Below are 22,254 nucleotides of genomic sequence, written 5' to 3'. Positions count from 1 at the left end.
GCCTGTCCGTGGCGGGCTGGCCTGGATCGCGCGGCGTTCCGTGGAATTCGTACGAATGGGACGAAAGCGGCGAAGGAGGGCGGCATCGTCAGCACGGATGCATGGCATTCGTGAACATGAACGAATTCGATTGGCTCTGGCACGACATTACCGTGTCTGCGCGCAATGCATTCAGTTCCAGGGATGATCGCACCGGAGGCTCACGACGCCATGGGGCTCACGCCCGCGACCCTTGGCTGACCCGGAGGACATCGACGCCTCTCGGGAAGCCGTCAGTCTCCTCCTCCAGGATGACCGGGCACCTCCTCCAGGTTCGCTGCCATCTCCTGGAGGTCCTCCGCGTCGTCCAGCAGGACGTCCGCCTCCTCCTCCAGGACGACCGAGCATCTCCTCCAGGCTCACCCCCACCTCCTGGAGGACTTCGGCGTCGTCCGGCAGGGCGTCCGCCTCCTCCCCGAGGACGACCTGGCATCTCCTCCAGGCTCACCCCCACCTCCTGGAGGACTTCGGCGTCGTCCGGCAGGACGTCCGCCTCGTCCCGGTGGACGACGGAGCACCTCCTCCAGGTTCATCGCCAGCTCCTGGAGGACATCGACGTTTTCCTCCAGGAGGTGGGGGTGACCTCCTTCAGGAGATGGGTCAACTCTTTGAAATCATTGCAGCCCGAGGGGAGCGCGCCCGCTGTGCAGGGATGGGGACGGGGGTGTCGGTCTGGAAACGAGGGGACCAGGTCGCTGACGATGGTCCGACGGTCTGGGTAGCGGGTCGGCAGGGACGGCGGTGGTTCCGTCGGCGGCCTCGCGGGGAGCCTGGATCAGGAAAAGCGGTCCCGTAGCTCTCGCTTCAAGATCTTGCCGGCTGCGGAGATCGGCAGTTGCTCGAGGAAGACGACCGACTTCGGGACCTTGTAACGCGCCAGGTTCGCGCGACAGTGCTCGATCAGGTCGTCGCTGGTCACGGAGGTTCCCGGGCGTAGCACCACGGCAGCGAGGCCGACTTCACCCCACTTCGCATCGGGCACACCGAAGACGGCACACTGGGCGATGGCCCCGATCTGGTAGAGAACACGCTCGATCTCGACGGGATAGACGTTCTCTCCGCCGGAGATGAACATGTCCTTCTTGCGATCGGCGATGTAGTAGAAGCCGTCGTCGTCCATGCGGGCCATGTCGCCCGTGTGAAACCACCCCTGAGCATCCACGGATTGCTGTAGCGCTGCGGCGTCCTCGAAGTATCCCGAGCAGACCGCGGGGCCCTTGAGGACCAGCTCGCCGATGACGCCGCTGGGGACAGGGTTGCTCTCGTCGTCCACGATGCGCGCGTCGATGAAGTAGTTCGGTCTGCCGATGCTCCCTGCCTTGGTCTCCGCGAACTCGGGGGACATGGAGAAGATGCCGGGACCGAACTCGGTCATGCCGAAGCCTTGCTTGAAGACGACGCCGTGGGACTCCCGGTAACGGTGGATGACGTGGATCGGCAAGGGGGCGCCGCCGCTCGTCAGGAAGCGGACGCTCTGGAACGAGGTCCGCGAGAACCGAGGCGCATCCATCATGAGCTGGAACTGCGTGGGGACGCAGAAGAGCAGAGACACTTGCTCCCGCTCGATGAGCTCGAGCATCTCTTCGGGGCCCCACTTGCGCATGATCACCACCGTCCCGCCCAGCGTCAGCAGCGGCAGGGTGTAAACGAGGAGTCCTCCGGTATGGAACATCGGGGTGTGGGAGATGGTGACGTCACCTCGCTGAAGCTCGTGGATGACGGTGTTCAACGTGTTCCACGCGACCATCCGGTACGAGATCTGGGCAGCCTTGGGCAGGCCCGTCGTGCCTCCCGTGAACAGCAGAAGGAGGATGTCTTCCGCATCCACGGCGTCGTTGGTCACGCTGCCATCGTCGATGTCCGCGAGCGTCGTTTCGTAGGGTCGGCTGTCGTTCGTCGGTGCCATCGCCGGCGTGGCATCTCCACCAGGATCGCTCGGCGCCCAGCGCACACCAGGTCCGCCGAGGTGGAGGGCGTGCGTGACGCTCGGAGCACACGGGAGCACTTCGCTCGCCGCAGCGCGGAACTCGTCGTCGAACACGAGCACCTTCGGCTTGGTCCTGCCGAACAGGTCGATGAGTTCACGCGGGTGGCTGCGCCAGTTGAAGGGGACGAAGATGGCGCCAATCTTGCCGCACGCGAAGAGCAGATCCAGGCACTCGACACCGTTCATGCCGAGGAAGCCGACACGGTCGCCGCGTTGGATCCCGGCGGTGTCCCTCAGCCACCGCGCGAGGCGGTTCGCTCGACGGTTCATCTGTCGGTAGGTGAATCGTCCCGTTTCGCCCTTCGCGGCATCGACGATGGCGAGCGCTTCGGGCCAGTAGCGCTCTCCGCGGTCCATCCAGTCTCCGATGTACATAGTCCGCTCCTGCCCCGCTGCTTTCCTCGTCCCTGCTGATTTCAAGGGCGAGGGCTCACGCCCCCGCCTTCCCGACGCGCCAGGCCCGTCGAGGGCTCACCCCATGGCGCTCCACGTGCGACGAGCTGGGTCTCGCCCTGCCGTCTCCGGACGCGACGCTCATCGCGCAGAAAACAGCGTGCGAGCCCCAGCCCTGGGGATGTCAGAGCGTCCAGCGCACGACGGCCGCGCCCATGGCGATTCCACCGCCGCTCGCGCACAGAACGATGTTGTCGCCCCGCTTGATCTTGCCCTGCTGCGCGGCATCGTCGAGCGCCATGGGGATGCACGCGGAGCCGGTGTAGCCCCACTTGTCCATGATCCAGTGCGCCTTCTCGATCGGCTGCTCCAGGATGCCCATCATCCCTTCGATGGTGCGCAGGTTGAGCTGCGTGAACAGGAAGAGCTGGATGTCGTCGAGGCCGAGCCCAGCCTTCCGCAGGGCGCCATGAACGAGGGGGGGCCAGTGCTCGGAGTTGAAGGTGGCGGGGAACTTCCGGACGAACTGGACGCGCGGCTTGCCGCGGGTCGTCACCTCCTCGACGGTGGCCGGTCGGGCGGTGCCTCCGGTGTAGATGCCGAGGGCGTCGTGGAAGTCGCCATGCGCGCTGAGGCGAGCGGCGAAGACGCCTGGCTCCGTGGACGCGCGCAGCACGACGGCGCCGGCGCCATCGGCGAAGAGGGTGCAGGTGTACTTGTCTTTCCAGTCGACGTAGCGGGTCATCCCGTAGGCGCCGACGACGAGCACGTTGTTGTAGTCAGGGTCGGCGACGATGGTCTTGGCGCCGACGTCGAGGGCCGTGACCCACGAGGCACATGCGCAGTTCACGTCGAAGGTGCCAGCCTTGCGGGCCCCCAGCTTGGACTGCAAGGGAGAGGCGGTCCCGGGGCTCAGGTAGTCCGGGGTGTCCGACGCCACGATGATCAGATCCAGATCTTCGGGGGCGACCCCTGCCCGCTCGAGGGCCTGCCGCGCGGCGGCGGCAGCCAGGTCGGAGGTGGTCTCCTGGTCCGACATCACGTGTCGCTCGATGATGCCCACCCGCTCCCTCAGCCAGGCGTCGACCGACTCCCCCAGCAGGGCCTCGACGTCGGCATTGGTCATCACGCGCTCGGGGACGTATCGACCCGTCCCGGCAATCGCTGCAAAGCGCCCTGTGCTCACTGAACCTCCTTCAGAAACGTGGTGAAGATCTGGAGAAATGCCGCTGGGGCTTCGATGTGGGGCGAATGGCCGACGCCAGGCAGGACCTCTTCGCGGGCGCTGCCACCTCGCGCGCGGTACGCGTCGAGCACGGCGCGGGTCTGGCCGACCATGGGCTGCGGGGGAACGATCTCCTCGCCCGGCCAGCCCGGGACGGCGCCGAGCTTGCCCAGGAAGCCGAGATCGAACAGGGAGTGGTCCGAGACGATCTGATCTTCGGAGCCTCGGATCCAGAGCACCGGCGGCTGCGGATTCACCTCCGCAAAGCGAGAGGCGTTGTAATGCTTCGGGGCGAAGGCGTTGTTCATGCCGTGCTGTCCGGGCGCGACGTTCGGCCAGTTCTTCGATTCGGTGGGCTCACCAGGGTAATTGCCGTCGCCCACCTTCATCTTCAGGATCTCGGAGACGAAGAGGTCTTCCTTCTCTGGCGAGACCCGGAAAGGGGGCTTGAAGTAGTACTGGTTCATCACCTTGCGGGGCGAGGTGTCGGCCTCATCGCTGCGATCGCCTGCGAGGAGGCGCTTCACGAAGTCCGGGTTGGCGGTCCCGCCGCCGGAGCCCGCGAAATCGTCGAAGCAGGGCGTCCCCGAGGTGTCTTTCGTTCCGCCGAAACCATAGGGCGAGAGCGGCGCAATGAGCGTGAGGGAGGCGACCTCCTCGGGGTGGTCGATGGCGTATTGCATGACGACCCCGCCGCCCACGGACCACCCGACGAGGTGGACTTTCGCGCCTTTCGCGCCGAGCTCAGGGTGGTGGAGCAATGCGTGGAGGTCCTCCGAATAATCACGGAGTCCGCGCGTGGCGTCGACACCGCGAGCCTCCGAATCACCATAGCCACGTAGATCGGGTGCAATGCCACGAAAGCCCTCGGGCAGCGCCACGAGCACATCCTCGAAAAAGCGCCCGGTGGAGCAGTTGCCGTGGATGAACACCACCGGCACCCCCTCTCTGTCGTTCGCCAGCACGTGCGTCGAAAGACGCTCGGTCGTATGGGTTTTCGCAGTGAGACCGGGGTGGAGGGGGGGCAAAGTCATAGCCGCGTGCAACGTACCAGAGGGCAACTCGGCGTTGAAAGGCGGTTGCTTTCAAAAGAACAGGTTCATGGCACATGACGCGACGCGGCAATTTGCTGCTCACTGCATTGGAGAGGCTGCCCTCGCGCATCGTGTCGCAGCGGCGAAGCACGTCGACTCACGGTGTAGCGAGGAGGGGCGCCGGAGGGCGCGCGATTCGTGGGACGAATCACGCAACGCGCAGGTTGAAATGCGGGAGGGAGTAGAGAATCGCTGAGCGCCGGAGCGGCGCCGGTGTCGTCCATGTCTGGACGGGCTGGGTCGACTGCCGGTGGCATGACCACGAGGCCCCTGCAGGACAGGGCGTGAGGCCATTCTGTCCTGCAGTTCGGTGACAGTGGAGTTACGAATTCATGTCGTCTGCTTTGCCGGGCTCGGCGTCCGCGTCTGGGCAGTGGGTGGGGTCGTCCGCGGGGGTGGCGGTGCGGAGGGCAGAGGCCGCGAGGGCGCGGGCAACGCGGCGGGAGGGGGCACCGTTCGGCCGGGTCCGCCGCCCAGCCGTGCTGCGACGTCCGCGAGATCGACGCCGGTGACGGCTCGGATCTGCTCCGAGGTGGCAATGGCCTGACGTGCCAGGGAGCTGTCACCCGAGGTCGCGGGGAGGAAGCTGAGCTTCTGGATCCGCACGGGGTGCTGCGCGCCGACGATGTGAGAGAGGAGCGGCATGGTCTGCTGAAGGGCCAGGACCTCGCGCGCGTGCGGGCCTGCCTTCTGGAACTGCTCGACCAGGCTATGCAGGGCCTGCGCTTCGGCGCGTCCGAGCTCGATGATCTTCGCTGCGTCGCCTCGAGCTTCCTCCTCCATGCGCCGACGTTCGGCGTCTTCCGGCTGGATGACGTCGGCTTCGAGCTGGCGCTCGACCTGCACTGCGCGCGCCTTCTGCCGCTCGATCTCGGCGCGGGCCTGGGCGATCTGGGCGAGGACGACACCTCGGGACTCGGCGATCATGGCCTCTCGCCGACTCTGGGCGTCCTTGATGCGCCGGTCGGTCTCCTGGTGGGCGATGGCCAAATCAGCGTCGAGCTTGGCGATCTCGCTCTTCGCCCAGTTGTCGGATTTCTGCTCCGCGGCCTCGGCCTGGGTGGTGGCCTCGACGACACTGGCGCTCATCCTCACCTTCGCGCCTCGAATACGCCCGATCGAGTTCAGGTAATTGGCGTCGTCAGTGACGTTCTGGATCTTGAGGGTGTCGAGGATGAGCCCCATGCGGAGCATGTCGTGCTCGGCTTCGTCGAGCAGCTTGCTCACGAAGGCCTCTTTGTCCTGGTTCGCCTCTTCAGGCGTGAGCTGCGCGAGCACGCCGCGGACGTTGCCTTCGAGGGTCTCTCGGGCGACCGACGCGATGTCCTCGCGGCTGCGCCCGAGGAAGCGTTCGACGGCGTTGGACAGCCGCGGCTCCTCTCCCGGGAGCTTCACGTGGGCAACGCCGTTCACGTTCAAGGGGATGCCTCCCTTCGAGTAGGCCCCCTTCACCCAGATCTCGACGGCGATGTTGCTGAGATCCATGCGATCGACGGACTCGAGCAGGGGGATGCGTACGGCACGGCCGCCGCGGATCGAGCGGTAGCCGACGGTGCGGCCCTCTACCTGGTTTTCGCTGCCCGAGAGGATGACGACCTCGTTCGGGGAGCTCACCACGAGCAGGCTCTTCAGGGTGTAAACGAGGAGGCTCACGACCAGGAGCCCGACGACGAGAACAACGACGAGGATTTCCATGGCTCACCCCCTCCCTTCGACGCTGGCGACCGGAGCGCCGATGAGGGCGCGGATATCGATCCCAAGCGCGTGTCCCGTCTCTTGGAGTACGCGAGCGACGGCCGCGGGGTAGCTGGCCACGACGGCGCTGAGGGCGTCGTCCTCGGCTCCGGCGACGACGGAGACCTCACCCAGCTCGGTGCGCGCGACCCGGAGCGCCGCGGCGGCAACCAGGGAGCGGAGCTGCTGCAACACGTAGACGTCCTTGCCAGCACGGCCTGCCACCGACCATTCGTGAGCGACGAGGCGCAGGGCTTCGGCGGCGGCTTTGCCGTTCTCCACGGTGGGCGCTGCCTCTCCGCGCGCTCTCAGCTCGCCGGCGCGGCGCTGCGCTTCGGCGGGAAGGACGACGTCGCAGTGGAGGCGCAGTCGTTCCAGCTCGGCACGCATCGATTGCAGCTCCTGTTCGGCCACGGCACGCGCGGTCTGCGCGGCGATGTCCGCTTCGTTTTCCACCTGTCGCGCGTCGGCCTCGAAGCGGGCCAGCTCGCCACGCACGCCGTTGCGCTTCTGCGCGATGACCGTCTCTGCGCGCTTCATCGCCGTCTCTGCCCGCTGCCGGGCGGCGGCCTGGGCCTCGGCGACGGCCTGGCTCGCGGCGTTCTCGGCGTTCGCCGCATCGCGGAGCATGGTAGCGATCCGGCCACGGCCGAGGTTCTCGAGGTAGTGCTGCTCGTCGGACACGTGCTGCACCTTCAGGACGTCGAGTTCGAGACCGAGCTTGTCGAAGTCGTCGCGTGCGTGCTCCATCAAGGTGTCGGCAAACTTCAGCCGGTCCTCGTTCACCTCTTCCGGCGTGAGCTGAGATACGACCTCGCGTAGCACGCCTTCCAGGGTCTGCTGGGCGGCCATCGCGATCTGAGCGGGTCTGGCGTTGAGGAAGCGCTCGACCGCGTTGCGGACGCTGGCGTCGCTGCTGGCGATCTTCACGTTGGCGATGGCATGGACGCTGAGGGGGATGCCACCCTTCGAGTAGGCATTCTGGACGGTCACTTCCACGGGGAAGAGCCGCATGTCCATCCGGCTCACCATTTCCAGGAAGGGGACCCGGAAGCCACGTCCGCCGTGGAGGATCTTGTACCCACTCACGGTCCCATCGGGGAGGACGTGCCTGCGCCCGCTGAAGACGAGGATCTCGTTGGGCTTGCAGATGTTGAGAAAGCTCCGGAGGAGGAGCAGGAAGATCGCGAAGACGACGACGACGCCGACGGCGGCGGCGAGCACCAGGATGAGACCGTCGTCGAGAGGACCCGTTCCGGCCCGCCCCCGCCGCGTGGCCTCACGCTGCATCGCTTCGGCAGCACTGAGGTATAGAGGATGCCACATCCTCCGAGCGTATCAGCCACGTGCGGATGCCGGTACCGCTTGACTGCTGCTCACTTCAGTTCAGGAGGGAGTCGGACGATGCGCGCTTTCTGACCTTCGAGGGACTCGATGAGGATGGCCTCACCGCGCGCTAGTTCCTCTTCGTCGGTGATCGCCAGGATGTCGACGCTGTGACCCTTGAGTTCGACGCGAACCTGACCGACCTTTTCTCGGTTCACCGACACGAGGACGCGTCCCGTGCGGCCGACGGCCTCGGAGAGGCCTGTCGAAGAGCTCGCGGAGGTGCGCTGAACCGCTCGAAACGCGAATGCGACGATCGCTCCGGAGACGAGACCGGTGGCCAGAGACGTCACGATGGTGGTCACGTCGTCGGCAAGATCCAGGTAGTGCAGCAGCGAGCCCGACAGGCCGAAACCGAGCGCGAAGAAGAGCCAGAAGCGCGTAGACTTCAGCGTGGAGAGAGTGCCCTGGGCGCCGATGACGCCCAGATCCTTGGATCCAGCGCTCCCGTGCCATGCCTCACCGACGTCGTGATCGGCGTCGATGTCGCCCTTCTCACCGCCCATGAGGGCCTGGACCAGAAACAGCCCCAGCGACACGACGAGCGCGAAAACGTAAACGAGGCTCATCGAGGTCGGAGCATACAGGAGGAGTCAGTTGCTGACGCCTTCCGTCGACGCCGTGGCCTGCGCTGGGTCCTGGGCTGACGCTTTCGCCGACTTTTCCTGGAGCAGCCATGTGCCCACCGCTGCACCCGACCACAGGGGCAAGGCGAGGGCGATGAAGGCGGCGTTGTCCTGAGAGAACCAGGGGGCCACCTCGAGCAGGAGGCCGAGCAATGACGCTCCGGCAGCCGCGGCCGTCACGCGGAAGGCTTTCTGGATGGAAGGGGCACGCCCTCGCGCGACGCCGATGCCATACGCGGCGAGGAGCAGCGTCCAGGGGGCCATCTGGAGGATGTTCTCGTTGCGGAAGGCGACGGTGTGGTCGGTGCAAAGCCACAGGAAGACGAACAGGAAGCCGAAGAACCCCAGCACGAGGCCGACGAGGGCGAGTGCACTTCCGAAAACCACGCGTGCCACGGCATTCCTCTTCGCAGCAGCCCCCAGCGCAGCGAAGAAGCCGCCGATAAGGACTCCGACGACGATGAAGCGGGAAGTCCAGTCCGGTGGCGCTTCGGGGACCGGAGGACGCGCGGAGACATGAATTCGGTTCTCGGATTTCACGAGTGGCTCCTCTCCGGTCGGGCCCGGCACGGTGACGCGGCGCAGGGCTTGCTCCACTTTCTCGGGGAGAAACATCTCTTCCCAGCGGTCGATCGGGCGGTCGATCGTCGGGCCCATGGCCATGTGGAGGGCGAGGTAGAACGGGACGTTGCTCGAGGTGAGGCGCTGCGTGTGCTGGCGGAAGGTGAGCGGCGCAGGCTCCCTGGAGGCCTCGTGGAGGCGACCGCCGATCACGGCGTCGATGAGATCGCGTGGGCGGGTGGCGCAGTTGTCCAGGTAATAGTCGTAGGCGTAGTACCTGTTCTCGGGGAGAAGGTTCGTCTCGAGGCGCTGCTTCACCTCGGCACGCTGGGCGGGTGTCAGGTTCAGCACCTGCTCGACGATCGAGCGGTCCGCGCGGACGTAGGAGCGGATCGACGCGCCGTAGCTCCTGCTCGAGAGCCAGTACTGGAACCGGCCCATCAGGAACTTGGGGATGAGCGCTGGTGAGTCGAAGCCGTAGGTCCCGAAGTTGTAAACCTGGTCCTGTCTCGTTGCGGTGTCGCGGACGCGGATGGCCTGGTGACCGAACTTGTCGAAGGCAGAGCTACCAGGGCCGTAGGTCAGGACGGAGACGGTGATCGTGTCTCCAGGCGCGGCGTGGGCATGCCGCAGTCCTCCGAGGAGCAGACACCAGGACACGAGGGGGATGAGCGCGCTGCTCCGCATGGCGCGGTCATCCTAGCCGACACGGGAGGAGGGCGCGCTCTGTTCGGTGGCTGCTCCGGCGCGTTCTGGGGCAGGTGGGCCACCCAGTCGAGAGACGATGCTGTCGTAGGTGGCGCGGACGCGCTCGGTGATCTCGCCGTAGCTCGCGAACAGCTCTGCTGCGGCCTCGGCCGCGTTCCGGCCTCGGATGCCCATCCGTCTCGCGAGCGAGGGGACGCCAGGGGCACCTTTCTCCAGGAGATGGGAAGGGTCCGCGTTCACCACGCGACTGCGTTGATCCAGCTTGCGGAGGAATCCGTATCCGTCGCGCAGCGTCTCCGCCTGCGCCGGAGGGAGGTGCCCTCCTGCAACGAGCGCGTCGATGGCGCCCAGGGTGTCCGTGGTGCGAACACGGGGGTCGTTGCCATGGCGCATCTGAAGGAGTTGCACGGCAAACTCGATGTCCACGAGGCCACCTCGGCCGAGCTTGAGGTCGCGACGCCCTCCTCGTTCGTTGGACAGCTCGCGCTCCATGCGCCCTCTCAGGCGATAGATTTCCTCCACGATCGTCCTGAAATCCTCCACGTGGCCGTATGCAGCCTGCTGGGCGATCGAGATGGCCTCGACGCCGAGCTCGGGATCGCCGGCCGACGTGCGGGCTCTCAGGAGGGCGAGGCGCTCCCACGCCGCCGCTCGCACGCCAACCGGACGCTCGCTCGCAGCGTCCACGCCGGCGCGCCGGATGCCGTGATACCGGGCGAAACCGTCGATGGAGGTGACGAGCATGCCCTGGCTCCCGGAGGGGCGCAGCCTGGTGTCCAGCTCGTAGCCAGGACCGGCGCCATGGGAGACGGAGATCAGTCGGATGATGCGGCGAGCGCAGCGGGCGAAATAGGTGTCCGCGTCGGGGCCGGCGCCAGGCGATCCAGGCGTCGCACGGGCGGGATCGAAGAGGAAGAACACATCGAGATCGGAGCCGTAGCCAAGCTCGCGGCCGCCGAGCTTCCCCATGGCGATCACGGTGAGCCCTCGGACGGGTTCGCCCACGGGGGTGCCCATCGCGAAACGAGTTGCAGCTTCGAGGGTGGCGTCAGCCAGGGTGGACAGCGCCAGTGTCGTCGCACGCGTATCCATCTCGCCACTCAGATCAGCCAGGCCGACGTCGATGGTGACGCGGGCGCGCGCGCGGCGGAGGGCGCCGACGAGCGCCTCTTCGGGATCCACGTCGGGCGCAGCATCCTCCTGAGCGGTGACGATGGATCGGCGGATGACCTCGGGCGTGGGTGCGCCGCGCGCGAACAGCACGAAGTCGGCCAGCTCCGGGTTTCCCACCAGGGCGTCGCCGATGAAGGCGCTCGATCCCAGAGCTTCCACGAGGCGGCGGAGAAGGCGCGGATCGGCGCCCAACATGTTGGTGTAGACCGCAGGCAGACGGAGCCGTGCGGCATAGAGGCGGAGGTAACGTGCCGCCTGCTCTGCATCGGCGGCGTCCATGACCGCGTCGAGCAGGATCTCGGGCAGACTGGTGAAGGCTTCCCGGGTGCGCGCGCCCAGGAGACCGTCCGGGTGGCGCCCGAGCTCGAAAAGGTCATTCCCCAGGTCGCGGAAGCGCTCGGGAAGTTCCAGACCGCTGGACGACATGGATCCCTGGAGGATGTGCTCCGCGTCGCGCGCGAGCGCTGCGATGAAGTCTTCCCGATCACCCTGATCGAGCGCGGCCATCGCCTCCAGCCAGCGCGACGAGGGCTGGCTTCCTTGAGGCAGCAGGGAGAGCAGCCTCGCCGCGATGCGGGCGCGGTGCTGGGCGATGTCAGCGAGGAAGGCCCGCTGATCCTTGAACCGGAGCAGCCTGGCCAGGCGGCCCAGTGCCTCTCCGTCCGTCGGCAGGGTGTGTGTCTGCACGCCCGTGGCCGACTGAATGGCGTGCTCGGCGCGACGCAGGGCCAGGTAGCCCTCGGCGATCTCTCTGCCTTCGCGATCCGTCACATAGCCCAGCGCCCGCAGGCGTCGGAGTCCGTCCAGCGTCCCTTGAGCGCGCGCGCGCACCTCGACGCCTCCCCAGATGAGCTGCAGGCTCTGCACGAAGAACTCGGCTTCGCGGATGCCCCCTGGGCCGAGCTTGAGGTCGCGGGAGGCGTCGTGGGGGAGCTCGGCACGGGCGCGCTGGACGAGGGAGATCATGTCCGTCGCGATCTGCGGGCTCACGCGACGGCGCCACACGAAGGGGGCCACGATGCTCAGGAACTCGTATCCCAGCTCCAGGTTGCCCGCGACGGGCCGCGCCCGGAGCAGCGCGGCGCGTTCCCAGAGGCGACCGAAGGACTCGTAGTACCGCTCCGCCGCGGCCAGGGAGTTCACCAGGGGGCCGTTCTTGCCTTCGGGCCGCAGTCGCAGATCGACGCGCCACACGAAGCCATCTTCGGTGATGGCCTCGAGCGTCGTGGTGACCCGGCGCGCGACGCGGGACCAGTAGTCGTGGATGGTGATGCCGCCATCACCAGCCGGTGGGATCGAGCTGCGTTGCATCGCCTCTCCCCACGGTTCACTGGCGCGCTGACCCGACAGGGGTCCGGGAGGCACGACCTCTCCCTCGTCCGTGTCGTAGAAGTAGATGAGATCCACGTCGGAGCCGGAATTCAGCTCTTCTCCTCCGAGCTTCCCCATGCCGAGCACGACGAACCGGCTGCTGACGGAGCCTCCGATCAGCGGGGTCCCGAAGCGTGCGCTCACGGCCTGCTGCGCCTCGGAGAGCGCGACCTCGATGGTGGCGTCCGCGAGCGCGCTGAGCTCGCCGCTCGTGACGTCCAGATCTGCGCCTCCCACCGAGGCGGGGAGCGCTTCACGGAGCGCGATCCGGATCCGCTCATCACGCGCGAAGCGACGCAGCTCGCTCCGCACGAGTGTGACGTCTCCTGCGTGCACGTCGATCCGTCGACGCAGCCGCGCAAGGTAAGTCGCGCGGTCCCGGGCAGCCTGGAACCCCTCCGCGGCGAGGCGCTCGGCGATGTCAGGATGAGCTTCCACGATCGCGCCGAGTGCCGGGTAGGCTGCGGCCAGGAGCATCGCTATCGCCATGGGCGCCGAGCGAGGCCGTAGGCGTCCTTCCAGCCGCCCTTCCATTTCCCGAGCGCGGCTCTCGTCAATGCTCTGTGCGACCGCCAGCAGCTGTGAGACCTGCCGCATTCCGCTCAGGCTAGCCTGGCACGCGACCCTCGCCAAAGCAGCTTGGCGCGTGGCGCCCAGGATTCTATGCTCCACCGGTGCGGTTGCTCTGCGTCTCAGACATCCAAGGACACGCCGACGCGCTGGCGGCGGTGCTCGCCACGGCCGAGCGACGCGGCTACAACCATCTCCTGGTCGCAGGGGACATCTGTTTCCCGGGCCCCAAGCCGCTCGAGACCTGGCAGCGTCTTCAGCAGGTGAAGGCGATCTGCACGCAGGGCGCATCGGATCGGGCGCTGGCTGCGCTGGATCTCGAGCATGTACGCGCTCGCAGTGAGCATGAGCGCGAGCGCCTCGAACGTGTCCGTCAGATCCGTGCAGAACTCGGCGAGCTCATCGTGCTCCGGATCGCACGACTGCCGACCATTCACCGGATGCCGCTCCCCAACGGCCAGGAGATGATCCTGGTCCACGGCTCCCCCTCGGATCCACTGGAGCCGTTCACGCACGACATGAGCGACCAGGAGATGCTCGCGCTCATCGGTGATGATCCCGCGGACATCATTGTTTGTGGCGGTTCTCACGTTCCCTTCGATCGCACGGTCGCCGACGTGCGAATCATCAACGTGGGCTCGGTGGGGGAAGCGCCTTCCGGATGGACGAGCGCGCCAGAACAAGTCGAGGATCCTTCCCCCGGAGTGCGCCATGCTGATGCGGCCTTCATCGAGCTGCGCGAGGGGCAGCTCATCGTGGAGCCCTTCACCGTTCCCCTCGGCAAGGCGTCACCCGTCGCAGCTGCTCCCAAAGCGATGATGCCGGCGGATTAACCAGCGAATTCCCCAGCAGCCCGTGCACGACGCGGGCGCCTTCGGCCGATTCGAGCGAGCACTTCCAGTGGCATGAGCACACCTCGTGACTGCGGCTTGAATGGCTCACCAGGATGAACGATTATCGGGATCGGGCAAATGAGCCGCCGGATGTTCGAAGACGACTCCGAGGCCACCCGGGTGGCAAATCTCGGCGAGATGCAGGAGCAGCTCACGACGCGCTCCCGCCGCGATCGCCCGTGTTTGATGATCCTGGCTGGATCCAATGTAGGTGAGCGCTATCGCATTGACGGTCCCGAAATCGTCATTGGCCGCACCTCCGGTGTGACCATCCGATTGAGCGACGACGGCGTCTCGCGTCGCCACGCTCGTCTGTTCTGCATGGCGAACAACGAGGTCGCCATTGAGGATCTCCAGAGCTCGAACGGCACCCTGGTCAACAACCAGGCGATCAGCGGCACGGTGCTCCTTCGTGATGGAGACAAGATCCGCATCGGGTCGACGACCGTCTTGATGTTCACCTACCACGACCAGGTGGAGGAGCTGTTCCAGGAGTCGATGTACGATCGCTCCATCCGGGACGAGCTGACGAAGGCGTTCAACCGTCGGTTCTTCCTAGAGCGTCTCGAGTCGGAGATCGCATACGCGCGCCGGCACAACACGCCCCTCGCGATCCTTCTGTTCGACATCGATCACTTCAAGCGGATCAACGACACGTACGGTCACCCTGCGGGAGACGTCGTGCTTGCGCGCGTCTCCAAGATGGCGGGAGGGACGCTGCGCACCGAGGACGTGTTTGCTCGGTATGGCGGGGAGGAATTCGTCGTTCTCTGTCGCGGTGTACCCCTCGACAACGCTGGCATTCTGGCAGATCGCATCCGCACGCTCGTCGAGGCGGCGACATTCGAACACGAAGGTGTCAGGGTCCCGGTGACGATCAGCGTCGGCGTGGCCGCTCTACCGTCCACGGATGCGGAGACAGGGCTTCAGCTCATTGCTGCTGCGGATGAAGCGCTCTATGAGGCCAAGCGCACTGGTCGGAACCGTGTGCTGCTGAAGCAAGGCATCGATCCAGAGAGATTCTGAGCTCCGCTCGCACCGTCCGTCGACACGCGGATGCCGGGTTGCGTCCGGCGTCGCGCTCCAGGCGTTGCACCAGGAGCGCGCTTCGCTGCGCTCACTCGATCCGGAGCAGCTCTTTCACCTTCGCGATCACCTGCGGAGCCTGGATGGGCTTCGTGATGTAGGCGTTGGCTCCGAGCTGCAAGGCGCGCTGCCGATCTTCCTGCGAGCCTTCGGTGGTGATGATGATGATCGGCGTGTCCTTGTGCACGGGATCCGTGCGCACACGCTTGACGAGCTTCAGCCCGTCCATGATGGGCATGTTGATGTCGGTGATGATGACGTCGTACTTCGACTGCGCCAGCTTGCGGAGTCCATCGACCCCATCGTCCGCTTCGGTGACCCGAAGGTTCTTCACCCGGGCGAGCGCGAAGACGAGCAACTGCCGCATCATGGGCGAGTCTTCGACGATCAGGCAGGAGTACTCGGCCATGCTCACTCCTCCAGGTTCAAGAACGCCTGGACGCCGGGCACGTTCCGACCAGCATCCGCGAAGAGCCGCGCGTTGATGAGAGCGGGGGCTGCTTGCTCCCCGAGGAGCTTGAACAGCTCGGTGTCCACGTTCACAAACTCCGTCTTTTGCGGGAGCGTCCCAAAGATGGCAATCGCTCCGATGGTACGCCCATCGAAGCCGAGCGGGATGACGGCGGCAGGATCGGTGACGCTCCCCTTCGACACGTCCCCCCCTCCTTCAAATAAATCTCTCCTTTGGAGAACGACTCACCAATGACGCCACCCGTCACCGGGATTCGCTCGATCTCCACCACCGGCGCTCCTTCGCTGGCGATGGCGACCAGATCGTTGCCCTCGTCCGATACGAAGTACACGGCAAAGGCGCCGGCACCTACGAATTGCGCCAGCAGCTCCTTCAGGCTGCGAAGAACATGTCGAACGCTCCTCGCCGAGTGAAGCTGAGAGAGCGCGACGTAGAGATTCGCTAGATTGGCGAGCTCCCCCTCTGCATCGGCATAGCGGGTATTGAACCTGTCCGACGCCGCGACCATACGCACCGACTGCGTGACCAGGTCGCGCTTCTCCTGCTCCAGCTCCTCGATCTTCCGGAGCAGGTCGCGGATCGCCGAGTCGCTCGCCAGGTGTGCGCGGAGCTTGCTGTTCTCTGCTTCGAGTTCGGCAATCTTGTCGCGCAGCCGCTCGTTTTCGCGCAGGAGCTCCTCGGTCAGCTGGGCACCCTTTCGGAAGAACTGCTGGATGAAGGCATCACGCTCCTTCTTCAGGTCGTCCGGGGGACGGTCGCTCGCACGCCCTTTCCTATCGGTCATTTTAGCAGGGAATCTCCAGAGATCGGGACCGTACCACGCTGGCCTTGCTGGAAGGAAGCTCCCCGGAGAGCGCGAATGGCTGTTCCCGGAACTCCTTCAGCTTCCCAGGCTCTGAGGGAGTCCACCTCGCCCCCGAAATTCTCGATGGGAGGGGGCCTGCGCCACCAAGGGATGCGGGAGTCCCAGTCCCGCCTGGGCCCACGGTCATCCCTTCTTGCTGCGACGTCTGGCCAACTTCAGCCAGCGCCGTAGCTCCGGACCGCACACGATCTTCGTCTTGCGCAGCATCCCGAGATCACGGGCCCCCACCAGGAGCATCACGGCCCGAAGCTCGTTCTCCACTTGCTCCAGCAAGCGGATCACCGCTTCCCGTCCCCCGGCGACGAGCTCTTGCAGCGCGGCCCTGGCGATCCCACCTGCGTCTGCGCCGAGCGCCAGCGCGCGCGCGACGTCGAGACCCGTCGAGAGGCCTCCGGTCGCGATGATCGTACGGAACCTCGGGCGGGCCGCGCGGACGATGGCGACCGAGGCAGCCGTCGGAACGCCCCAATCCCGAAGCGCTTCCCCGAGCGCACGACCACTGCCCGCAGCACGCGCCGTCTCCACGGCGACCCAGGATGTCCCACCTGCACCCGAAACATCCACATGACGCACGCCCGCTTTCACGAGCCGAGCAGCCGTGCGGGGGCCGATGCCGCATCCCGTCTCCTTCGCGACGACCGGCACGCTCAGCTCGGCCGCGAGCCGTTCGAGGGTCTCCAGAGCGCCCGAAAAGTCGCGATCCCCGCCAGGCTGCACGAGTTCCATCGCCGGGTTCAGGTGAACACAGAGGGCGTCCGCGCCAACCTGAGCCACCAGCTCGGCGACTGCTTCCGTGGACAGCGTTTTCGCCTGGACGACACCGATGTTCCCCAGCACGAGCGTGCTGGGCGCGACGTCTCGCACCTCATAGGTCGCCACCGTGGCGCCGTTCAGCATGGCCCGCTGGCTCCCCAGGCCGAACCCATAGCCGCGCTCCTCGGCGATCTGGGCCAGCTCTCGGTTGATGGCCTGAGCCCGTTCGGTTCCGCCCGTCATGGCGGCGATGAGGATGGGGGCTCGAAGACGCTTGCCCAGGATCAGCGTCGAGGTGTCCACGGCGTCGAGCGACATCTCCGGCAGAGCGTCGTGAACGAGGCCAACCTCCTCGAGCAGCGTGGTCTTGGACCGGAAACCGACGTCTCCAGTCGCGCATAGCTCGATATGGTCGGCCTTTCGTCCGGAAATGTACTTTCCATCATCCGTCATCGCGGCCAACTCTACGCGCCCCCCGCTGGCTGCGCTACCATGCGTGCATGGACCTGCCGGCAGAACCTCAGATCCGCTGGATACTGCGCACCACCGCAACCCTGCTCGATCTCGGCGCCGAGCCAGTTCGCGGCCTCGTGCAACCCACCGCCGACTTCTTCCCCGATCACTTCGACGCCTCTCCCAAATCAGCCGCCGCCGTGCTCACGCGGGTCCTGGAGCATGCAGGCCTCGAAGACATCGCGGTGGAACTCTCGGTCGTGACCCCCGAGGGGGAGACGAAATCGGGAGGCGGGTGCTCCAGCGGAGCGTGCGCGGCCCCCGTCGGGAAGGGTCAAAAGTTCGATCGCATCGCGGTCCTGCCCGATGGCGGCTACCGCGTGGCGCTCGCGGCCGGCGAGCTGCGGCACTCCGTGGTCCTCACCACCTCACTGGTCCGGGCCGTGTCCTTCATCTTCCTCAACGAGGTCGGCGCGTGGGACGTACTTCAGCCACGCGACCGTGAGCCTGCCGTGGACATGGCGGCCGTCCTGCTCGGCTTCGGCGTCCTCGTCGCCAACGGGTCGTACATCTATGCAAAGGGGTGCGGCGGCGTGCAGGTCCACTCGGCGACCAAGATGGCCGTCGATGAGATCACCCTCGCACTCGCGGTGTTCTGCCGGTTGCATCAGGTCTCCGATCGTGCAGTCGAGCGCCATCTCGAACTCACCCCGCGTGCGCACTTCGAGGAGGCTGCCGTGTGGGCAGCGTCGAACTCGGCGCTGGTCAAGCTCTTGCGGGAGAATCCCTCCGCCATCACGGCAGACGCATACACGCTCTCCGAATCGAGGAGCTGGCTGGCGCGCACCCTGCGGATCGGGACGCGACGCTCACGCACCCTCGATGATGACCTGGCCATGCTGGAGCGAGCCCTCCCCGAAGCGAAACGCAACGGAGCGGGGCAGCCTCCGGATCCTGCTCGCCAGGCAAAGCTCGCGGAGCTGCGCGCCCTCGTCGACGAGAGCCTCGACGCCTGAGCCGCAGGCGGATCGAGTTCGACCAAGCGCTCGAACTGGTCGCCCCCTCTCCTCGACAGCACATCGACTCACAGCACATCGATGGCATCAGCGCCGACGATGAGTTCAGCGGTCGTGTTACGTGCGCCTGATTTCCCGCACGGAGCCCTCTTCTCCCACGAGGACCACAGACGCCATCCCGAGGAACAGGCCGTTGTCGACCACGCCCGGGATACGACGGAGACGCACGTCGAGACCCTGGGGGTCGTCGATCGGCCCGAAGTCGGTATCCAGGATCCAGTTGTGGTTATCGGTCCTGTAGGGTAGCCCTGCCACGTCCTTGCGTACGACGGGCTTGCCACCCAGCTTCTGCAGGTGTCGTGACGCCGAAGGAGACGCGAAAGGGACGACCTCGATGGGGATGGGCACTCGGGTGCCGAGGCGCTCGACCAGCTTCTCTGGTGTCACCAGCACCACGAACCGCTCCGCATCGAACGCAACGACGCGCTCTCTGAGCAGTGCCCCGCCGAGACCCTTCGTCAATGACAGATCCGGAGCCACTTCGTCGGCCCCATCGAAGGCGACATCCACGCGCTGCACCTCGTCGAGCTGGAGCAGCTCGATGCTCTCCTTGTGGGCGAGCGCCGCGGAGCGCTCGGACGTGGCGACAGCGTGAATGCGCATCCCGCGTCGGACGCGCTCACCGAGCTTGCGGATGAACGCTTCTGCCGCACGGCCTGTCCCGAGTCCGAGCGTCATGCCATCGGCAACGCGTGTGAGCGCTGCGACAGCGACACGATCCAGATCGGCAGGGTTGGGTTGCGGGGCGCTCATACCTGTCCTTCATCAGCAATCATGGGCCTCGACGCAACCTCCTTCGTACACTCCCGCCGCTCTGCGTCGCTTCTTTCGGTTTTCCCTCGGTACCACCCCGCTGCGTCTCACCTCCGATCACGGCCTTGCGCCCGCGCGGGACGGTAGGATGGGTTGGCCGTCCCGAGGTTTTCCCGTCGAGTGGAGCGGGACACTCGGCGCGGAGGCGGCACGATCCGCACTCACGACCCGACCAGATCCGGTCGAACGTTCCTTGCATCTCGTCGAGCAACACATCGTCGTCGGTGACGATCCCAGCCTCGAAATTCCTCCGGCCCTCTCCCTTCGCCCCGAGCCCAGCGCCAGTGAAGTTGGCAGACCCGAGGTACAAGAGCCTGCCATCCACAGCGATCATCTTGAGATGGACGCGCGGGCACTGGCGCATCTGCAGCGGGGCATCACGCCGCCTCCCGAGCTCGGCTCGAAACGCCCGCGAAGGAACACCAGCGTGGAGCATGCGGATCTCGACGCCACGGGCTGCGAGTTCGTCGAAGACTTCGAGAATCGATCGGTACCGCCCCTGCGCCCTCGCTCTCGATCCGATCGGGGACTCCACACGCAGCTCTTTCACATTGGCCGTCGCGATCCACAGCGACACCTTCGCCGTCGCGATCGCGCGGGCCACCAGCGTCTCGTAGTGCGCCTGGTCGCGCAGCAGCGTGACCTCGATCTGCCGCTTCAGACCAGCCCCCTGACCACTCATGAACCAGAGTCAGACGCCCTGAGGGCGGAGGATGCGGCCGGCAGCGCGTCGTGCGTCCCTGGTGCAGAAGCCGGCGCGACGCTCTTTTCGAGGTGAGCCACGAAGACCGCTCTCACGTCGGGAGGCATGTCGCACGACACGAGGCCCGCAAGATCCGTCGAGACCACGGTGTGCCGGATCTCCGCGGCGAGCACGCTGTCGTGCTGGCGGATCATCCGGTAGCGCAGGACGGCGCTCCTGTTGCCCAGCCGCGCCACGGTCGTCTCGATCCTCAGCGTCTCTCCGTACCGGACCGGCGCGGCGAACTCGGTCTCCAGCCTCACGGCCGGCAAGCCGACGCGACGCTCGAGGATCAGCCTTGCGTACCCGCCCTCCAGCGACGCGAAGAGCTGCTCCATCGCTTCGTGCGCATAGCCCAGGAACCTGGGGAAGAACACGAGCCCTGCCGCGTCCACCTCTTCGAACCGAACCGGACGCTCCAGCGTGAACACCGTCATGTCGACGCCTCAGCGAGCTGCGCCACAAACCCTCCGCAATCGGCCTTCATCGAGGCGTCACCACGAGCCTTCTGCCCCTCGTTGGCTGGTGCCGTGCGAGCCACGCACCGTCCGAGTTCTCCACCCTACCACGGCGTCCGCGAGCCGGCGGATCGAGGCAAACCTCGAAGATCAGAAGGGAAACCTGCCTCGCACGGATGCTGGACGGCAAGCCTCGCATGACTCTTGCGAGGCCGGGAGCAGTCTGCCATAGTCCGCGCCCCGCGCTGACCCACCCGGGCCAATATCTGGGCCACGATGAAGAGGCGAGCGCACGCGGACCGTTTTCAAAGTAGAGAAAGAGGACGCTTTCAGACATGCCGACCGACGCTATTCAGTGCAAACCGCTCGAAGTCGCAGTGGGCGACAAAGGCATCGAGCGCGCCATCAAGCATCTCAAGCGCAAGATGGCCGCCGAGGGGATCCTGCGTGAGCTGAAGCGGCGCCGGCACTACATGAAGCCGTCGGTCAAGCGTCGCAAGAAGGCTTCCGAAGCGGCTCGTCGTCGTCGGAAGCGCTCCAAGATGGACCTGATGGCATAGGCCATCCCTCCTCTTCAGTACCGCTGGCCTCGTGCTCTGCGGCGCACCGACGCGCAGACGTCCCCTCGCAGCGACCCTGCGCAAGTCCACTCTCCCCGTTCCTGGATCGAAACGTTGCTCTGTCCGCCGGATTCAATCGGAGGACGGCGACGCATCGTCGTCGTGACGACATCCTATCCGAGGAACGCGGACGATCCCTCTGGTCACTTCGTCCGCTCGTCGGCGAGAGCGCACGCCATCGCAGGCGATGACGTGCACGTCATCGCTCCCGGTGGGTCGGCGTGGACGCCGCCCGAGCGGGACGGCCCACTTCAGATCCACCGCGCCGGAGGTGGCGCTCTGTTCACCTGGCCAGGAGCGCTGGCCCGGACGCGACAGGCTCCCTGGCGCCTCCTCGACGGCATTCCTTTCACAGCAGGCGTTCTTCACCGGTTGCGCACCATCCACCCGGTGGATCTGGCGGTCGCACACTGGATCATCCCATCGGCATTCCCTCTCCTCCATGCCATCCCCAGGGTTCCACTCTGTGTGCACGCCCATGGCGCCGATGTTCGCCTCCTCCGCCAGGCGCCTCGCCAGCTCCGCGAGTTCATCCTCCATCTCCTGCTCGAGCGTGGCGCCCACTTCGTCTTCGCGGCCCGAGCGTTGCGCGACAGCCTCGTCGACGCGCTCCCCTCACCGCTCGCGAGCGCCTTGATGCGCGCGGCGAGCGTCGAGCCTCCGAGCATCGAAATTCCGGACGTCGCCGTGCGCGCGAAAGCTCTCCGAGACTCCCTCCAGCTCGACCCTCACCAGCGACTCGCGGTGACTGTGAGCCGACTGATCCCTTCCAAGCGGGTCGATCTCGTCGTCGAAGCGGCGCGCGTGTCGCCTCCCTCCTTGCGATACTGCATCGTGGGCGACGGACCGGAGCAGGGCGCGCTCACCCGCACGTCCAGTCCATCCATCCGCTTTCTGGGAGCGCTTCCCCGCACCGAAGCGCTCTCCTGGATCGCAGCAGCAGACGTCCTGCTCCACCCGTCCACCGTCGAAGCGGCCCCCACCGTCATCCGGGAGGCTCGCGCGCTCGGGGTCCCCGTCGTCGCGTGTGCTGCCGGCGATGTTGCAGCCTGGGCCGCCCACGACCCAGGCATCCACATCACCGCGCCCGACCACCGAGCCATCGCTCGGGTCCTCGCGACGATCGCCCGACGAGCCTTCCCCGAGTGAACGACGC

20 protein-coding genes are annotated in these 22,254 nt (G+C 66.4%); 5 read left to right on the top strand and 15 right to left on the bottom strand.

What is annotated here, in order from left to right; all coding sequences use genetic code 11:
- Positions 1 to 814: 814 nt before the first annotated feature.
- From CMC5_RS15545 to CMC5_RS15510, 8 genes are all read right to left on the bottom strand, one after another.
- Positions 815 to 2,401: an acyl-CoA synthetase gene (locus CMC5_RS15545; protein ID WP_050431168.1), complete on the bottom strand. Its 1,587-nt coding sequence runs from the start codon at positions 2,399 to 2,401 to the stop codon at positions 815 to 817.
- Between the two features lie 202 nt (positions 2,402 to 2,603).
- Complete coding sequence (locus CMC5_RS15540; protein ID WP_245678453.1) at positions 2,604 to 3,605, bottom strand: 3-oxoacyl-ACP synthase III family protein; 1,002 nt, start codon at positions 3,603 to 3,605, stop codon at positions 2,604 to 2,606.
- The gene (locus CMC5_RS15535) at positions 3,602 to 4,678 is read right to left on the bottom strand and encodes an alpha/beta fold hydrolase (RefSeq protein WP_050431166.1); all 1,077 of its coding nucleotides are present in this window, start codon (positions 4,676 to 4,678) and stop codon (positions 3,602 to 3,604) included. Before CMC5_RS15535 ends, CMC5_RS15540 begins: the two co-directional genes overlap by 4 nt.
- A 390-nt stretch (positions 4,679 to 5,068) precedes the next feature.
- Positions 5,069 to 6,433: a flotillin family protein gene (locus CMC5_RS15530; protein WP_050431165.1), complete on the bottom strand. Its 1,365-nt coding sequence runs from the start codon at positions 6,431 to 6,433 to the stop codon at positions 5,069 to 5,071.
- 3 nt (positions 6,434 to 6,436) lie between these two features.
- Positions 6,437 to 7,798, bottom strand: a complete 1,362-nt coding sequence (locus tag CMC5_RS15525; RefSeq protein WP_082362514.1) for a flotillin family protein — start codon at positions 7,796 to 7,798, stop codon at positions 6,437 to 6,439.
- Positions 7,799 to 7,848: 50 nt separating this feature from the next.
- Complete coding sequence (locus tag CMC5_RS15520; RefSeq protein WP_050431163.1) at positions 7,849 to 8,427, bottom strand: hypothetical protein; 579 nt, start codon at positions 8,425 to 8,427, stop codon at positions 7,849 to 7,851.
- Positions 8,428 to 8,451: 24 nt separating this feature from the next.
- Positions 8,452 to 9,732 (bottom strand): Lnb N-terminal periplasmic domain-containing protein, encoded by a 1,281-nt coding sequence (locus CMC5_RS15515; RefSeq protein WP_050431162.1) that lies wholly within the window; start codon positions 9,730 to 9,732, stop codon positions 8,452 to 8,454.
- A gap of 12 nt (positions 9,733 to 9,744) precedes the next feature.
- Positions 9,745 to 12,774: a [protein-PII] uridylyltransferase family protein gene (locus CMC5_RS15510; RefSeq protein ID WP_050431161.1), complete on the bottom strand. Its 3,030-nt coding sequence runs from the start codon at positions 12,772 to 12,774 to the stop codon at positions 9,745 to 9,747.
- A gap of 197 nt (positions 12,775 to 12,971) precedes the next feature.
- On the opposite strand from CMC5_RS15510, the gene CMC5_RS15505 reads away from it, so the two are divergent.
- Together CMC5_RS15505 and CMC5_RS15500 are read left to right on the top strand one after the other, a co-directional pair.
- Positions 12,972 to 13,700 (top strand): metallophosphoesterase family protein, encoded by a 729-nt coding sequence (locus CMC5_RS15505; RefSeq protein ID WP_050431160.1) that lies wholly within the window; start codon positions 12,972 to 12,974, stop codon positions 13,698 to 13,700.
- Between the two features lie 150 nt (positions 13,701 to 13,850).
- Positions 13,851 to 14,786 (top strand): GGDEF domain-containing protein, encoded by a 936-nt coding sequence (locus tag CMC5_RS15500; protein ID WP_245678451.1) that lies wholly within the window; start codon positions 13,851 to 13,853, stop codon positions 14,784 to 14,786.
- A gap of 91 nt (positions 14,787 to 14,877) precedes the next feature.
- On the opposite strand, the gene CMC5_RS15495 is transcribed toward CMC5_RS15500, so the two are convergent.
- The 4 genes from CMC5_RS15495 to fni form a co-directional block, all read right to left on the bottom strand.
- Positions 14,878 to 15,255 carry a response regulator gene (locus tag CMC5_RS15495; protein WP_044249098.1) on the bottom strand — a complete coding sequence of 126 codons (378 nt, stop codon included), beginning with the start codon at positions 15,253 to 15,255 and terminating at the stop codon, positions 14,878 to 14,880.
- Positions 15,256 to 15,257: 2 nt separating this feature from the next.
- Positions 15,258 to 15,389, bottom strand: a complete 132-nt coding sequence (locus CMC5_RS48505) for a hypothetical protein (RefSeq protein ID WP_281180863.1) — start codon at positions 15,387 to 15,389, stop codon at positions 15,258 to 15,260.
- Entirely contained in the window at positions 15,386 to 16,102 is a 717-nt protein-coding gene (locus CMC5_RS15490; protein WP_050431158.1) for a hypothetical protein, read from the bottom strand. The genes CMC5_RS48505 and CMC5_RS15490 overlap by 4 nt, the downstream gene beginning before the upstream one ends.
- Positions 16,103 to 16,306: 204 nt before the next feature.
- Complete coding sequence (gene fni, locus CMC5_RS15485) at positions 16,307 to 17,389, bottom strand: type 2 isopentenyl-diphosphate Delta-isomerase (RefSeq protein WP_050431157.1); 1,083 nt, start codon at positions 17,387 to 17,389, stop codon at positions 16,307 to 16,309.
- A gap of 47 nt (positions 17,390 to 17,436) precedes the next feature.
- Between fni and CMC5_RS15480 the strand changes: the two genes are divergently transcribed.
- The gene (locus CMC5_RS15480) at positions 17,437 to 18,405 is read left to right on the top strand and encodes a hypothetical protein (protein WP_050431156.1); all 969 of its coding nucleotides are present in this window, start codon (positions 17,437 to 17,439) and stop codon (positions 18,403 to 18,405) included.
- A 117-nt stretch (positions 18,406 to 18,522) separates the two neighbouring features.
- On the opposite strand, the gene rpiA is transcribed toward CMC5_RS15480, so the two are convergent.
- Genes rpiA through CMC5_RS15465 form a run of 3 tightly spaced genes read right to left on the bottom strand, consistent with a single transcriptional unit; the run spans position 18,523 to position 20,457 of the window.
- Positions 18,523 to 19,218 (bottom strand): ribose-5-phosphate isomerase RpiA, encoded by a 696-nt coding sequence (gene rpiA, locus CMC5_RS15475; RefSeq protein WP_050431155.1) that lies wholly within the window; start codon positions 19,216 to 19,218, stop codon positions 18,523 to 18,525.
- Between the two features lie 19 nt (positions 19,219 to 19,237).
- Complete coding sequence (locus CMC5_RS15470) at positions 19,238 to 19,960, bottom strand: phospholipase D family protein (protein WP_063796283.1); 723 nt, start codon at positions 19,958 to 19,960, stop codon at positions 19,238 to 19,240.
- Positions 19,957 to 20,457 carry an acyl-CoA thioesterase gene (locus CMC5_RS15465; protein ID WP_082362512.1) on the bottom strand — a complete coding sequence of 167 codons (501 nt, stop codon included), beginning with the start codon at positions 20,455 to 20,457 and terminating at the stop codon, positions 19,957 to 19,959. The genes CMC5_RS15470 and CMC5_RS15465 overlap by 4 nt, the downstream gene beginning before the upstream one ends.
- A gap of 356 nt (positions 20,458 to 20,813) precedes the next feature.
- Here CMC5_RS15465 and rpsU point away from each other — a divergent pair, with 356 nt between their 5' ends.
- Both rpsU and CMC5_RS15455 read left to right on the top strand, forming a co-directional pair.
- Positions 20,814 to 21,038: a 30S ribosomal protein S21 gene (gene rpsU, locus CMC5_RS15460; RefSeq protein ID WP_044249106.1), complete on the top strand. Its 225-nt coding sequence runs from the start codon at positions 20,814 to 20,816 to the stop codon at positions 21,036 to 21,038.
- A 162-nt stretch (positions 21,039 to 21,200) separates the two neighbouring features.
- Positions 21,201 to 22,247, top strand: coding sequence for a glycosyltransferase family 4 protein (locus CMC5_RS15455; protein WP_245678450.1), 1,047 nt, complete (start codon positions 21,201 to 21,203; stop codon positions 22,245 to 22,247).
- Positions 22,248 to 22,254 lie beyond the last annotated feature (7 nt).

It is taken from the genome of Chondromyces crocatus (genome assembly GCF_001189295.1).
GTDB lineage: Bacteria > Myxococcota_A > Polyangia > Polyangiales > Polyangiaceae > Chondromyces > Chondromyces crocatus.
This window is presented reverse-complemented; position numbering and strand designations above follow the sequence as displayed.

Bases quoted from the DNA above. Each gene is read 5' to 3' on its own strand.
- CMC5_RS15500 (WP_245678451.1), top strand. From the start codon at position 13,851: ATGTTCGAAGACGACTCCGAGGCCACCCGGGTGGCAAATCTCGGCGAG.
- CMC5_RS15470 (WP_063796283.1), bottom strand. From the start codon at position 19,960: ATGAGTGGTCAGGGGGCTGGTCTGAAGCGGCAGATCGAGGTCACGCTG.
- CMC5_RS15465 (WP_082362512.1), bottom strand. From the start codon at position 20,457: ATGACGGTGTTCACGCTGGAGCGTCCGGTTCGGTTCGAAGAGGTGGAC.
- CMC5_RS15490 (WP_050431158.1), bottom strand. From the start codon at position 16,102: ATGACCGATAGGAAAGGGCGTGCGAGCGACCGTCCCCCGGACGACCTG.
- CMC5_RS15510 (WP_050431161.1), bottom strand. From the start codon at position 12,774: ATGCTCCTGGCCGCAGCCTACCCGGCACTCGGCGCGATCGTGGAAGCT.
- rpiA (WP_050431155.1), bottom strand. From the start codon at position 19,218: ATGAGCGCCCCGCAACCCAACCCTGCCGATCTGGATCGTGTCGCTGTC.
- CMC5_RS15525 (WP_082362514.1), bottom strand. From the start codon at position 7,798: ATGTGGCATCCTCTATACCTCAGTGCTGCCGAAGCGATGCAGCGTGAG.
- CMC5_RS15530 (WP_050431165.1), bottom strand. From the start codon at position 6,433: ATGGAAATCCTCGTCGTTGTTCTCGTCGTCGGGCTCCTGGTCGTGAGC.
- CMC5_RS15515 (WP_050431162.1), bottom strand. From the start codon at position 9,732: ATGCGGAGCAGCGCGCTCATCCCCCTCGTGTCCTGGTGTCTGCTCCTC.
- rpsU (WP_044249106.1), top strand. From the start codon at position 20,814: ATGCCGACCGACGCTATTCAGTGCAAACCGCTCGAAGTCGCAGTGGGC.
- CMC5_RS15545 (WP_050431168.1), bottom strand. From the start codon at position 2,401: ATGTACATCGGAGACTGGATGGACCGCGGAGAGCGCTACTGGCCCGAA.
- CMC5_RS15520 (WP_050431163.1), bottom strand. From the start codon at position 8,427: ATGAGCCTCGTTTACGTTTTCGCGCTCGTCGTGTCGCTGGGGCTGTTT.
- CMC5_RS15480 (WP_050431156.1), top strand. From the start codon at position 17,437: ATGGACCTGCCGGCAGAACCTCAGATCCGCTGGATACTGCGCACCACC.
- CMC5_RS15495 (WP_044249098.1), bottom strand. From the start codon at position 15,255: ATGGCCGAGTACTCCTGCCTGATCGTCGAAGACTCGCCCATGATGCGG.
- fni (WP_050431157.1), bottom strand. From the start codon at position 17,389: ATGACGGATGATGGAAAGTACATTTCCGGACGAAAGGCCGACCATATC.
- CMC5_RS15535 (WP_050431166.1), bottom strand. From the start codon at position 4,678: ATGACTTTGCCCCCCCTCCACCCCGGTCTCACTGCGAAAACCCATACG.